Here is a 12252-nt window from a genome sequence, read left to right as displayed (position 1 = left end):
GTCGGCTACTCGGCCCTGGCGAGCCGGAGCGCGAGTTCGGGACAGACCTTGACCGCCTTGAGCGCGCCCTCCCGCAGCCAGGTCGGCACCGGGGTGGGCGGGAAGGCCGGGTAACCGTTGCCGTCGAGCCGGATGAAGTCCGGGACCACGTGCGCGCAGAGCCCGTGCCCGTCGCACCGGGACCAGTCCAGGGTGAGCTTCTGCGGGTTCGCGTCGGGCGCCCCGGGTAGCCCCATCACGCCCTTGACCCGCTTGCCGCAGCCCTCACCGGTGGTGTGCAGCCGCAGGTCCTCGGCGAAGACCTCCATCGCGGAGAGGGCGAACCGGGCGGTGCCGTCCGGATGGCTGCACGCGCCGCGCCCCTTCACGTCGCCGGCCGCGGCCCGGACGATCTCGATCGGGGCGCTGCCGGAGACCGCGAGGTCGACGGCGCGGGCCAGGTCGGGCAGGCCCATCTTGCACGGCCCGCACTGCCCGGCGGACTCGCCGGCCAGGTAGCGGACCACCTGGGCGGCCTCGCCGAGCGGGCAGGTGTCCCGGCCGAGCGGGACGATGATGCCGGCGCCGAGGGTGCCGCCGACGGCGGTCAGCCCCTTGCGGGACACCTCCGCCCGGTCCGTGACCTCGGGGGTGATCCACTTGCCGTGGTAGCCGCCCATCAGGATGCCCGGCCCGTCGGGCACCTCGCAGAGGTCGAGGATCTCCCGCAGCGGGGTGCCGGCGGCGCACTCCACCACGGCCGGTCGGGCCGCCGCCCCGGTGACGGTGAGCAGCACGCTGCCCGGTTCGTCGTCGGTGCCGAGCGCGGCGTACTCGTACGGGCCGAGCCGGGCGGCGACGGCCAGCTGGGCGAAGGTCTCGGCGTTGGAGAGCAGGGTGGGCAGCCCGCCGACCCCGGAGTCGCTGGAGCGCTTCTTGGTGCCGGGCGGGATGTGCGGCAGGCCGTTGATGCCGTTGACCAGCGCGCCGCCCTCGCCGGAGATGAACCGGTGCGGCACGGTGACGATCGTGGTCGGCACCGGCATCCGGCGTTCCTGCAACGCCTCGGTCAGCGACGGGCGGCCCACGTCGTCGTCGGCCACCCCGATCACGATCTCCTCGGCATCGAGCGCGTACGCGGCCAGGGCGGCGCCGTCGAGGATCAGGTGCGGCGCCCGGGTGAGCAGCACCTTGTCCTTCCAGCTCGCCGGCTCCCCCTCGGTGGCGTTGACCACCACCACGGCGGAGAGGCGCTGCCGCTCGCAGGACTCCAGCACGGCGCGCAGCTTGCGGGCGACCGGGAAACCGGCGCCGCCCTTGCCCTTGAGGTCGATGGCCTCGGCCAGCCGGAGCAGGCTGGCCGGTTCCATCGGCCCGATCGGGCCGTGCACCTCCTCGTGGGCCAGCAGGTCGAGCCGGCCGAACTCGGCGAAGCCGGCGGTGAGCCGGGGTTCGCCGACGCAGGCGACCGGCGGCACCGTCGTCCGCATCACTTCGCCTCACCCCGCAGCCCCGCCCAGTACGCCCCGTCGACCGCCTCCGCGCTGGCTCGACGCCGCCGCGACGACCGGCTCTCGCCGGAGGCCCGCAGCGCCCGCCGGGACGCGAGGTCGACCAGGGTGGGGGTGTCGTCGACGGGCGGGTCCTCCGGGACGTACCGGGCCGGCGGCCGCCAGTAGTCCGGCTCCTCCGGCACCTCGTCCTCAGCACTGTGCCGGCCGGCGCCGCTGCGCGGCGCCGCGGAGATCGGCCGTTCGCCGCTCTCCCACCGGCGCGGGCTGTCCCACGCCTCCTCCGGCTCGACCGGCCGCTGCGGCGGCGCCGAGTAGCGGGCGTCCACCTCGGCACGGGACCGGCGGGAGACGACCTCGTCCTCGTCCCGGTACCGGCGGGCGGCGGCCGGCGTCAGCTCCTCCTCGCGCGGACGTCGGGCCGCCGCCCGGACGGGTTCGCGCAGCGAGCCGGGCTCGGGCACCACGGGCACGGCGAACCGGTCGGGGTCGCTGCGGCGGGCGGTGCCGGCGGGCGCGGTCCACGAGTTGGCGGTGGTCTCCGCCCAGCCATTCTCGCGCCCGCGCCCGGCGTGGCTCTTCTCCTCCTCGCCGGAGCGGCGGCGGACCAGGCCGGCGAGCAGCCCCCGGCTCTCCTCGGCCGGCCTGCCGGCCATGGCCTGGTTCAGCGCGGCGGCCTGGTGCTGCTCCCGGGTGCGCTTGCCCAGGTGGACGGAGAAGCGGACCAGCAGCGCCACCACCACCAGCAGCACGCAGGCGAGGTAGCTGACCACCACCCAGGACTTCGCCGCCCGCCCGGCGTTGAGGCCGTGGACCAGGGCGAACGGCCAGGAGACGTACGCCATGGAGTGCAGCACGCGCCAGAACCACTTCGGACCGACCCCGGCGAAGCGGACCCGGATCAGGCCGGTCCAGAGCACGCTGACCATGAGGAAGGCGGCGACCGTGCCGAGTCCGACGTAGAGCCCGCGACCGCCGATGAACGGCACCACGGCGTCGGTCGGGCCGGCCCGGCCGATCGAGATCTTGGTGATGACGTGGCAGACGAGGCCGGCCACGCCGAGGATGCCGGTGGCCCGGTGCGCCGACTGGAGCAGCACCCGGTGCCGGATCTGCAGCACCAGCCGGTCGGTGGCGAGCAGTCCCATCATCACGGTGAGGCTGAGCGCGACCAGGGCGACCACCCCGGCGAAGAACTCGGTGAAGAAGAAGCCGTACGCGTACATCATGGTGCCCGCGCCGGCCAGTTCGACGCCGACCCAGGCGAGGGCCAGCGCGGACACGGTGAGCGCGACCAGCGCAGACCTCGACCGGGTCCGGGCACCTCGACTGGTGCTGGTGGTCCGGATGGTCGCCGCTTTCTCGTTCTGCTTTGCCCGGGCCATCTGCTCCTCGATCGTGTCTCACGGCGGCGCCCCCACCGGCCGACCCTGCTCCCTCCTCAGGTACGGAGCGGCGCGGCGAGCGGATCAGCCCGGTGGCGAATTTCTCGGCCGCCGGTTCGAACCATCCCGCTGCGGCGCGCGTGTAGCGCCGGAACGTCCGTCGGGCCCGGCTGGCCACCGTCACGCGCCGGGGCCCGTCTGACGCACTACGCAACGACGTATTTCCATCCGTTGACAGCCGTTGCAACGCGCTTGTAACCTTGCCGAAAATTTCAGTCCGGATTTGCAAGAACCCGGCACTGAGATCCCCTCCCCCGCGCCGCGCCACCCCCGTCCCCCGCACCCCCAGGAGTCCCGATGCATCGACACCGATGCCGCTCGGCGATCCTCGCCCTCGGCGTGATCGCCAGCCTGCTCGTACCGACCGCCGTGGCGGCTCCCCCGGCCGCCGCGGCCCCGTCCGGCAGCAAGAAGGTCATCGTCCAGCTCTTCGAGTGGAACTGGCCCTCGGTGGCCAGCGAGTGCACCAACGTGCTCGGCCCCAAGGGCTACGGCTACGTCCAGGTCTCCCCACCGCAGGAGCACGTCAACGCCAGCCCGTGGTGGGTGGCCTACCAGCCGGTCAGCTACCGGATCGAGTCCCGCAAGGGCACCCGGGCGCAGTTCCAGTCCATGGTGAACACCTGCCACGCCGCCGGTGTGAAGGTCATCGTCGACACCGTCATCAACCACATGTCCGGTCAGGACAACGGCGGCACCGGCTGGGCCGGCTCCTCGTACGGGCACTACGACTACCCGGGCATCTACCAGACCCAGGACTTCCACCACTGCGGTCGCAACGGCGGCGACGACATCGTCAACTACAACGACCGGTACGAGGTGCAGAACTGCGAGCTGGTCAACCTCTCCGACCTCAGGACCGAGTCGGACTACGTCCGTACGAAGATCGCCGGATACATGAACGACCTGCTCTCGCTCGGCGTGGACGGGTTCCGGCTGGACGCCAGCAAGCACATGCCGGCCGCCGACATCGCGGCCATCAAGGGCAAGCTCTCCCGCTCGGCGTACGTGGTGCAGGAGGTGATCTACGGCGCCGGTGAGCCGATCCAGCCGACCGAGTACACCGGCAACGGCGACGTGCACGAGTTCCGGTACGGCAAGGACCTCGCCCGGATGTTCAACAGCGAGCGGCTGGCGTACCTGAAGAACTTCGGCGAGGCCTGGGGCTACCTGCCCAGCGGCTCGGCGGTCGCCTTCGTGGACAACCACGACACCCAGCGCGACGGCGGGGTGCTGACCTACAAGGACCGCGGCGAGTACGCCCTGGCCAACGCGTTCATGCTGGCCTGGCCGTACGGCACCCCGGCGGTGATGTCGAGCTTCACCTTCAGCGGCAAGGACCAGGGACCGCCCTCGGACGCCAGTAACAAGGTCCGGAACACCACCTGCTACTCGGGCTGGGAGTGCGAGCACCGCTGGCGGGTGATCGCCAACATGGTCGCGTTCAACAACGCCACCCAGGGCGCCGCGGTGGCCAACTGGTACGACAACGGCTACCAGCACATCGCGTTCAGCCGGGCCGGCAAGGGCTACCTGACCATCAACGACGAGGACTTCGCGGTCACCGGCCGCTCCTACTACGCCGGGCTGCCCGCCGGCCGGTACTGCGACGTCATCCACGGCGACTTCAGCAACGGCTCGTGCAGCGGGCCGGTGCTCACCGTGGACTCCGCCGGCTGGTTCGCGGCGAACATCAACGCCCACGACGCGGTCGCCATCCACATCGGCGCGAAGCTGCCCTGACCCGGCCCGGCCGGCCCGATCCGACCGGCCCGAGCCGACCCGGAGGCCCCCGCCCCGCCTTTCTCGGAGCGGGGGTCTCCTCTCCTTCAGAGTGGTTTGGTGCCGCGCTCACTCGCCGAGCAGCCAGCCGTTCTCCTCGGCGATGCGCACCGCGTCGGCCCGGTTCCGGGCGCCGGTCTTGCCGATCGCCGCGGAGAGGTGGTTACGCACCGTCCCCTCGGACAGGTGCAGCACGGCGGCGAGCTGGGCGACCGTGCCGCCGCCCCGGGCCGTCCGCAGCACCTCGGTCTCCCGCTCGGTCAGCGGGCTGGCCCCGGTGGCCAGGGTCTCCGCGGCCAGGGTCGGGTCGACCACCCGCAGCCCGGCGTGCACCCGACGGACCGCGTCGGCGAGCTGCCGGGCCGGCGTGTCCTTGACCACGAAGCCGTTGGCGCCCGCCTCCATCGCCCGCCGCAGATAGCCGGGACGGCCGAAGGTGGTCACCACCAGCACCCGGCAGCCGGGCACGGCGGCGCGCAGCGCGGTGGTCGCGGCGATCCCGTCCAGGCCGGGCATCTCCACGTCGAGCAGGGCCACGTCGGGCGTGGTGCGGCGGGCCTCGGGGACCACCTCGTCCCCCCGCCCGACCTCCGCGACCACGGTGAGGTCCGGCTCGAGCGACAGCAACGCGGCCAGCGCGCCCCGGACCAGCGCCTGGTCGTCGGCGAGCAGCAGCCGGATCTGTCCGCTCATCGCCGCCCCACCCCCGCTCGCCGGCGGCTCGCCGCGCTCACCGGTCCACCGGCAGGGTGACGCGGAGCAGAAAGCCCGGTCCGTCCTGGCGACGGCCGACGGTGACGGTGGCGTCCAACCGCCGGGCCCGCTCGCGCAGCCCGACCAGCCCGTGCCCGTCCGGCCCGGGCGACGCCGCGGCCGGTCCCCGCCCGTCGTCGCGGACCTCGACCAGGCCCGGTTCCACCCGGATCACGCAGCACCGCGCCCCGCTGTGCCGGACCACGTTGGTCACCCCTTCCCGTACCGTCCAGCCGAAGAGCTCGTCCCGCTCGGCCGGCAGATCCGGCGCCGCGTCCGGCAGCTCCGCGGCGATGCCCGCGGCGGCGAGCGCGGAGCGGGCGCCGGCCAGCTCCCCGGCGAGGCTGATCCCCCGGTACGCCCCGACGGTGCCCCGCACGTCGGCGAGGGCCTCCCGGGCCAGCCGCTCCACGTCGGCGATCTCGGTGGCCGCCCGGGCCGGGTCCAGCTCCAGCAACCGGCCGGCCAGCTCGGCCTTCACCGCGACCACGGTCAGCGAGTGGCCGAGGATGTCGTGCAGGTCCCGGGCGGTACGCGCCCGCTCCTCGGCCACCGCCAGCCGGTGGATCTCCTGCTGGGCGGCCTGGAGTTCGCTGTTGCGCTGGGCCAGCCGGGTCACCCCGAACATGGCGAACGAGGCGAGCAGCACCGCGAAGACCACGGTGCCCTCCGCCTCCCAGCCGGGCACCAGCGCGGCCGCCACCGGCGGGGTCAGCGCGGCGAGGGCGACCACCACCAGCGCCTGCCGGCTCGGCAGCAGGAACACCGCCGCCGCCGCGACGAACACCAGCGTGGTCAACCAGTCGCCACCGGTCCCCGGGATGCCGGCCAGCCCGAGCGCGAGCAGCAGCGCCACGGCCCCCCAGGCACGAGCGGCGGGGATGCCCCGGTGCGCCTGCCGCCGGGCTCGCGCCCACTGGAAGACACCCACGTAGAACACGCCGAAGACGACCAGCGTCGTCGCGCCCAGCACCCGCCGCCAGAGCTCCGGCTGGTGCAGGGCGGCGAGCAGCGGGATGTTGAGGAAGAAGAGCCAGACCGCGGCCAACAGCCAGCCGGTGACCCGCCAGTGGCGGCTCACCGGCCGGGGCTGGTCCGACGGCAGGTCCATCCGGAACACGCTAACCTCCGTCGGTCACGGTCAGACGCGAGTGGTGTCCCGGCGGAAGAGCCGGGCCGCGCCAAGGCCGAAGAGTACGGTCCAGGCGGCCACGTTGCCCAGCGCCACCCAGTCCAGCCCGGTCCCGGTCAGCGGGGCCCGGGAGAGCTGGCCGACGCCGTAGACCGGGGTGAACTTGGCGATCTGCTGGAGCGCGTGCGGCAGCACGTCCAGCGGGACGAAGAGGCCGCCGAGCATGGCCAGGATCGCCAGGATCGGGCCCATGAACTGCATGACGTTCTCGGCCGGGGCGAGATAGCCGACGAAGAGCCCGAAGGCGGCGAAGACCAGCGAGCCGAGCCAGGCGGTGAGCCCGCTCACCAGCCAGACCTCGACGGGCAGCCGGACCCCGGCGGCCGCGCCGACGGCGAACTCCACGAGCACCGCGATCAGCCCGAGCACCATGGCGGTGGCCACCTTCGTCGCCACGTACGCGGCGGGGCGCAGCGGGGTGAGCCGGAGCTGTCGGCTCCAGCCCAGCGCCCGCTCGGTGGCCACCGCCGCGCCGGCACTGGTGGTGGCCACCATGGCGCCGTACACGGCGAGGCTGATCATGATCCAGCCGGTGACCGGGCGGCCGTTGGGCAGCTCCTGTCCCCGTTGCGGGAGTCCGAAGAGGAGGAAGAAGACCGCCGGCATGACGAGGATGAAGATCAGCGTCCGGCGGTTGCGCAACACCCGGCGGATCTCGATGGCCAGCACGGCGGTGGAGAACCCGCCCAGGGCGGGCGGCCGCCGGTCGGCGCGGGCGGCGGACGGGGCGGGGGCGGCGACGGTCATCTCAGGCTCCGATGGGCTGGGCGGTCGGACGGGCGGCGGTCGGGCGGTCCGTGGTGAGGCTGTCGGTGGTGAGGGCCAGGAACGCGTCCTCCAGGTTGCGGGAGGTGATCTCCACGTCCCGGGCGGCGGTACGAGTGAGCAGGTGCCGGGCGACCTCGTCCGAGTCGTCGGTGCGGACCAGCACCGCGTCGCCGCGTACCTCGACCGCCCGGACGCCGGGCAGGGCGGCGAGCACGGCCTGGTCGGCGCCGGGGAGGGTGGCCCGGACGACCCGGCCGGCGGCCAGGTTCTTGATCTCGGCGGTGGTGCCGTCCGCGACCACCCGGCCCTGCCGCACCAGCACGATCCGGTCCGCGTACGCGTCGGCCTCGTCCAGGTAGTGGGTGGCGAAGAGGATGGTCCGGCCGGCCCGGGCGTCGGCCCGGATGGCCTGCCAGAAGTCCCGCCGCCCCTCGACGTCCATGCCGGTGGTCGGCTCGTCGAGCACCATCAGGTCGGGGTCCGGGAGCAGCGCCAGGGCGAAACGCAGCCGCTGCTGCTGGCCGCCGGAGCACTTGCCGACCGGGCGGTCGGCGATCGACGCGATACCGGCCCGGTCCAGCACCTCGGCCACCGGACGGGTCCGGCCGTAGAAGCACGCGGTCATCCGGACCGTCTCGCCGACGGTGAGGTCCTTGAGCAGCCCGCCGGTCTGCATCACGGCGGCGACCCGGCCGAGCCGGACCGCGTCGGCGGGGGTGCCGCCGAACAGCCGGACCCGGCCGGCGTCCGGGCGGGCCAGCCCGAGCAGCATGTCCACGGTGGTGGTCTTGCCGGCGCCGTTGGGGCCGAGGAAGGCCACCACCTCACCGGGCTCGATCCGGAGGCTGAGCCCGTCGACGGCGGTCACCGGGCCGAAGGTCTTGGTGAGTCCGGCCAGTTCGACGGCCGGTGCGGTGTCGGTCATGACAACGATGTTCCGGCGAGCGGTTGGTCCGTTCCCGGAGCGGGCGTCACCTTCGGACCGTGACATTTGTCAGGGCGTCACAGGTGCGGGGCCGGCCGCACCGGGTAAGCGCCTGCGGTCCACCGCGCGGAACATAGGGGAGGAACGCCATGGCCAGCGCGCCGACGGTACGGGTCGACACGATCGTGCTCATCCACGGCCTCTGGATGACATCCCGCAGCTGGGAACACTGGGTCGACCGGTACACGGCCCGGGGCTTCCGGGTGCTCGCCCCGGCGTGGCCGGGCATGGAGGGCGACGTGGAGGCGCTACGGGCGGACCCGACACCGATCGCCGGGCAGCGGCTCGCCGACATCGTCGACCATTACGCCGCGATCATCCGGGAGCAGCCCCGCCCCCCGATCATCATGGGCCACTCGTTCGGCGGCCTGGTCACCCAACTGGTGGTCTCCCGCGGGCTCGGCGCCGCCGGGGTCGCAATCCACCCGGCACCGGTCAAGGGGGTGCTGAAGCTGCCGCTCAGCACGCTGCGCTCCGGGTTCTCCATCCTGCGCAGCCCGGCCAACCGGCACCGCGCGGTGCCGTTCACCGCCGACGACTTCGCGTACGCCTTCGGCAACACGATGAGCCGCGAGGACTCCGACGCGGCCTGGGAGCGGTACGCCGTCCCCGCTGCCGGGCACGTCTTCTTCGAGGACGCCTTCGCCAACCTGGACCCGAACTCGGCCACGACGGCCGACACGCACCGGGACGACCGGGCTCCGCTGCTGCTGACGACCGGGAGCGAGGACCACGTGGTGCCGCCGTCGCTGGCCCGGTCCGCCGCCCAGCTCTACCGGCCCTCCCGGGCGGTGACCGCGTACCACGAGTTCCCGGGGCGGTCGCACTTCGTGGGCGGCGAGCCGGGCTGGGAGGTGGAGGCCGACTACGCGCTGGACTGGGCGGTGGAGGCGGCCAACACCGTCTCGCCGACCGTGGTCGGCGAGGCGCCCCGCCGGTGAGCCGCCGAGTTACCCAGCGCCCTCAGCTCAGGCACCGGAATCCGTGGCCAGCTCTCTCGTCCCCCGGTCAGCCGGCGAGACCTGGCGTGCCGGGCGGTGATGTGCCTGTCGGCCCAGCTTTCGCCACAGGAACTCCAGCGTCAGCGCCCAGACGAAGGCGCGTTGCTCGCTGTTCGCCGCCGCGCCGTGCCCGCCCTCGACGTTCTCGTAGTAGGCCACCTCGTGGCCGTGCTCGCGCAGCCGGGCCGCCATCTTCCGGGCGTGCCCGGGATGCACCCGGTCGTCGCGGGTCGAGGTGACGAACAGGACCGGCGGGTACGACCGGTCACCGCGGACGTGGTGGTACGGCGAGTACTGCCGCAGGTGGGCCCAGTCGGCCGCCCGGTCCGGGTCGCCGTACTCGGCCATCCACGATGCGCCGGCCAGCAGCCGGTGGTACCGCCGCATGTCCAGCACCGGCACGTGCGCGACGACCGCGCCGAACAGCGCCGGGTAGCGGGTCAGCATCACCCCCATCAACAGCCCGCCGTTGCTGCCCCCCTCGATGCCGAGCCGCGCCGGCGTGGTGATCCCGCGCGTCACCAGGTCGGCCGCCACCGCCGCGAAGTCCTCGTACGCCCGGGGCCGGTTCTCCCGCATCGCGGCGCGGTGCCACTCCGGGCCGTACTCCCCGCCGCCGCGGATGTTCGCCACCACGTACGTGCCGCCCCGGGCCAGCCAGCCCCGGCCGATGACCCCGCTGTAGTGCGGGGTCAGGGAGATCTCGTACCCGCCGTACCCGGTGAGCAGCGTCGGCCCGGCCGGCGCGTCCGGATCCCCCACCACGAAGTACGGCACCCGCGTGCCGTCGACGGAGGAGGCGAAGAACTGGCGGACCGCCAGGCCGTCCGTGTCGAAGAACGCCGGCTCCCGCTTGAGCGTCTCGACCGCGCCACCGACCTGTCCGAGCCGCAGCGTCGCCGGTTGCAGGAACCCTTCCGAAGCGAGCAGGTAGGCGTCGCTGCGGTGCGGGTCGGTGACCACGATCCCGCTGTGCTCGAGCTCCGGCACCCCGGCGAGCGGCTCCCGCCGCCACCCCGTCTCGCCGGGCGTCAGTACCTCCAGCCGGCTCTGCACGTCGGCGAGGGTGGCCAGGATCAGGTGGTTCCGGGTCCAAAAGTAATGGCTCAGCGCGGTGCGGTCGTCGGGCCAGAACAGCACCGTCAGCTCCCGCCCGCCGGCGAGGAACTCGTCGAACCGGGTCGCCAGCAGCGCCCCCGGCGGATGCGTCACCCCGCCAACCGTCCACGGCGAGCGCGGCCGGATCACCAACCATTCCCGGTGCACGTCCCAGTGGGCGTCCTCCGGCACCTCAAGCCGGGTCAGCTCGCCGGTCCCGGTCAGCAGGTGGTTCTCGCTGCGGTAGAAGTCCAGGCCGCGGCCCACGAAGTCGCGCTCGAAGCCGGGCGTCGAATCGTGCGAGGCGTAGACGCCGACATCGTCCGCGCGCCCCTCGTAAACGACGTCGGCCGCGGCCAGCGGCATGCCTCGCCGCCACCGCTTGGCGATGCGTGGGTACCCGGACGAGGTGAGCGATCCGGGCCCGAAGTCCGTGCCGACGAAGATGTGGTCGGCGTCGATCCAGCAGACCACGCTCTTTGCCTCGGGAAGCGTGAAGCCGTCCTCGACGAAGGCGCGGCGTCCCAGGTCGAACTCGCGCACCACGACCGCGTCGGCACCGCCCCGGGACAGGCTGATCAGGCAGCGCTCGTAACCGGTGCGCAGCACGGTCACCCCGCTCCAGACCCAGTTCTCGCCCTCCTCGGCCGCCAGCGCGTCGACGTCGAGCAACACGTCCCACTCGGGCTCAGGCCGGCGGTACTGGTCGAGCGTCGTCCGCCGCCAGACCCCCCGCGGGTGCGTCGCGTCCCTCCAGAAGTTGTAGTGGAGGCGATCCCCGCGCCACCCCGGCCAGGGGATGCGGTCCTCGGCGTCGAGCACCTGCCGGAGTTCGGTCCGCAAGCCGGCGAATGCCTCGCCTGCGGTCAATGCGGCGACGGTCTCCGCGTTGCGGTCCCGCACCCACCCGGCGGCGTCCGCGCCATCAAGATCTTCCAGCCAGAGGTACGGGTCATCGCCCTCGTCGGTCAGCCTCGCCACCTTCGCAACTATCCCGACCGGCGACCCGCATCCGTGTCGGATGTCAGCATGGCGACTCAGCGGGGTCTGATATCCAAAACGGCACAGATTGATATCATCGGCGAGTATCGCCGACCAGAGGAGGCACCCGTGAGCCGGACGATCCTAGATGTCGATGACGAGCTACTCGCCGAGGCCGGCAAGATCCTTGGCACCACGACGAAGAAGTCCACCGTCAACGCCGCCCTCAAGGCTGTCGTCGACCGCGAGAAGCGGCGGCAGTTCGCCGACTGGCTCAAGAGCGGAGGGCTGCCCGATCTGACGGGTCCCGTCGAGGCGGCCAAGCCGGACGCAGCGTGAATCACGAGCACTACCTGCTGGACAAGTCAGCCCTCGCCCGCTGGCCCAAGCCACGCGTGGCTCCGGTGCTCGGCGAACTCTCCGACCGCGGGCTGCTCGCGGTGTGCGGGGCGGTCGAGATCGAGGTCATCCACAGCGCCCGCACCGCCAAGGACGCACAGCGCGCCCGGTGGTTGCTGAGCGGCTTCCGGTGGCTGGCCATGCCCGACGAAGTCTGGGATCGAGCGATCGACATCCAGGTGCAGGCGTTGCACAAGGGCAACCACCGGGCCCTGTCCATGGCGGATCTGCTGATCGCCGCCACCGCCGAGCGACACGGAGTCACCGTCCTGCACTACGACGGCGACTTCGACCTGATCACTGCGATCACCGGCCAACCCACCACCTGGGTGGCCCCCGCCGGCACCGCCGACTGAGC

General features: G+C 73.0%; 11 protein-coding genes. 4 read left to right on the top strand and 7 right to left on the bottom strand.

Annotation, left to right across the window (positions count from 1 at the left end):
* Positions 1–5: 5 nt before the first annotated feature.
* Both OG799_RS00965 and OG799_RS00960 read right to left on the bottom strand, forming a co-directional pair.
* Positions 6–1472, bottom strand: coding sequence for an NADH-ubiquinone oxidoreductase-F iron-sulfur binding region domain-containing protein (locus tag OG799_RS00965; protein WP_406042107.1), 1467 nt, complete (start codon positions 1470–1472; stop codon positions 6–8).
* The gene (locus tag OG799_RS00960) at positions 1469–2875 is read right to left on the bottom strand and encodes a hypothetical protein (protein WP_406042105.1); all 1407 of its coding nucleotides are present in this window, start codon (positions 2873–2875) and stop codon (positions 1469–1471) included. The genes OG799_RS00965 and OG799_RS00960 overlap by 4 nt, the downstream gene beginning before the upstream one ends.
* Positions 2876–3232: 357 nt before the next feature.
* Here OG799_RS00960 and OG799_RS00955 point away from each other — a divergent pair, with 357 nt between their 5' ends.
* Positions 3233–4678 (top strand): alpha-amylase family protein, encoded by a 1446-nt coding sequence (locus OG799_RS00955; protein ID WP_406042103.1) that lies wholly within the window; start codon positions 3233–3235, stop codon positions 4676–4678.
* Between the two features lie 108 nt (positions 4679–4786).
* On the opposite strand, the gene OG799_RS00950 is transcribed toward OG799_RS00955, so the two are convergent.
* Genes OG799_RS00950 through OG799_RS00935 form a run of 4 tightly spaced genes read right to left on the bottom strand, consistent with a single transcriptional unit; the run spans position 4787 to position 8355 of the window.
* On the bottom strand, positions 4787–5410 hold the full coding sequence (locus OG799_RS00950) for a response regulator transcription factor (RefSeq protein ID WP_406042101.1): 624 nt from the start codon (positions 5408–5410) through the stop codon (positions 4787–4789).
* Between the two features lie 37 nt (positions 5411–5447).
* Entirely contained in the window at positions 5448–6581 is a 1134-nt protein-coding gene (locus OG799_RS00945) for a sensor histidine kinase (RefSeq protein WP_406042099.1), read from the bottom strand.
* A gap of 30 nt (positions 6582–6611) precedes the next feature.
* On the bottom strand, positions 6612–7409 hold the full coding sequence (locus OG799_RS00940; RefSeq protein WP_406042097.1) for an ABC transporter permease: 798 nt from the start codon (positions 7407–7409) through the stop codon (positions 6612–6614).
* Position 7410: 1 nt separating this feature from the next.
* A complete protein-coding gene (locus OG799_RS00935; protein ID WP_406042095.1) occupies positions 7411–8355 on the bottom strand; it encodes an ABC transporter ATP-binding protein in 945 nt (314 codons plus the stop codon).
* A 149-nt stretch (positions 8356–8504) separates the two neighbouring features.
* On the opposite strand from OG799_RS00935, the gene OG799_RS00930 reads away from it, so the two are divergent.
* The gene (locus OG799_RS00930) at positions 8505–9356 is read left to right on the top strand and encodes an alpha/beta hydrolase (protein ID WP_406042093.1); all 852 of its coding nucleotides are present in this window, start codon (positions 8505–8507) and stop codon (positions 9354–9356) included.
* Between the two features lie 27 nt (positions 9357–9383).
* Here the strand turns inward: OG799_RS00930 and OG799_RS00925 are convergent, their stop codons facing one another.
* Entirely contained in the window at positions 9384–11495 is a 2112-nt protein-coding gene (locus OG799_RS00925; RefSeq protein ID WP_406042091.1) for a prolyl oligopeptidase family protein, read from the bottom strand.
* A 129-nt stretch (positions 11496–11624) separates the two neighbouring features.
* On the opposite strand from OG799_RS00925, the gene OG799_RS00920 reads away from it, so the two are divergent.
* Both OG799_RS00920 and OG799_RS00915 read left to right on the top strand, forming a co-directional pair.
* Positions 11625–11834: a type II toxin-antitoxin system VapB family antitoxin gene (locus OG799_RS00920; protein ID WP_406042089.1), complete on the top strand. Its 210-nt coding sequence runs from the start codon at positions 11625–11627 to the stop codon at positions 11832–11834.
* Positions 11831–12250, top strand: a complete 420-nt coding sequence (locus OG799_RS00915; RefSeq protein ID WP_406042087.1) for a PIN domain nuclease — start codon at positions 11831–11833, stop codon at positions 12248–12250. The genes OG799_RS00920 and OG799_RS00915 overlap by 4 nt, the downstream gene beginning before the upstream one ends.
* Positions 12251–12252 lie beyond the last annotated feature (2 nt).

The sequence above is a fragment of the Micromonospora sp. NBC_00898 genome (genome assembly GCF_045207895.1).
Classification (GTDB): Bacteria; Actinomycetota; Actinomycetes; order Mycobacteriales; family Micromonosporaceae; genus Micromonospora.
This window is presented reverse-complemented; position numbering and strand designations above follow the sequence as displayed.

Coding starts and splice junctions, on each gene's coding strand:
- OG799_RS00950 (WP_406042101.1), bottom strand. CDS start 5,410: ATGAGCGGACAGATCCGGCTGCTGCTCGCCGACGACCAGGCGCTGGTC.
- OG799_RS00930 (WP_406042093.1), top strand. CDS start 8,505: ATGGCCAGCGCGCCGACGGTACGGGTCGACACGATCGTGCTCATCCAC.
- OG799_RS00935 (WP_406042095.1), bottom strand. CDS start 8,355: ATGACCGACACCGCACCGGCCGTCGAACTGGCCGGACTCACCAAGACC.
- OG799_RS00955 (WP_406042103.1), top strand. CDS start 3,233: ATGCATCGACACCGATGCCGCTCGGCGATCCTCGCCCTCGGCGTGATC.
- OG799_RS00945 (WP_406042099.1), bottom strand. CDS start 6,581: ATGGACCTGCCGTCGGACCAGCCCCGGCCGGTGAGCCGCCACTGGCGG.
- OG799_RS00960 (WP_406042105.1), bottom strand. CDS start 2,875: ATGGCCCGGGCAAAGCAGAACGAGAAAGCGGCGACCATCCGGACCACC.
- OG799_RS00940 (WP_406042097.1), bottom strand. CDS start 7,409: ATGACCGTCGCCGCCCCCGCCCCGTCCGCCGCCCGCGCCGACCGGCGG.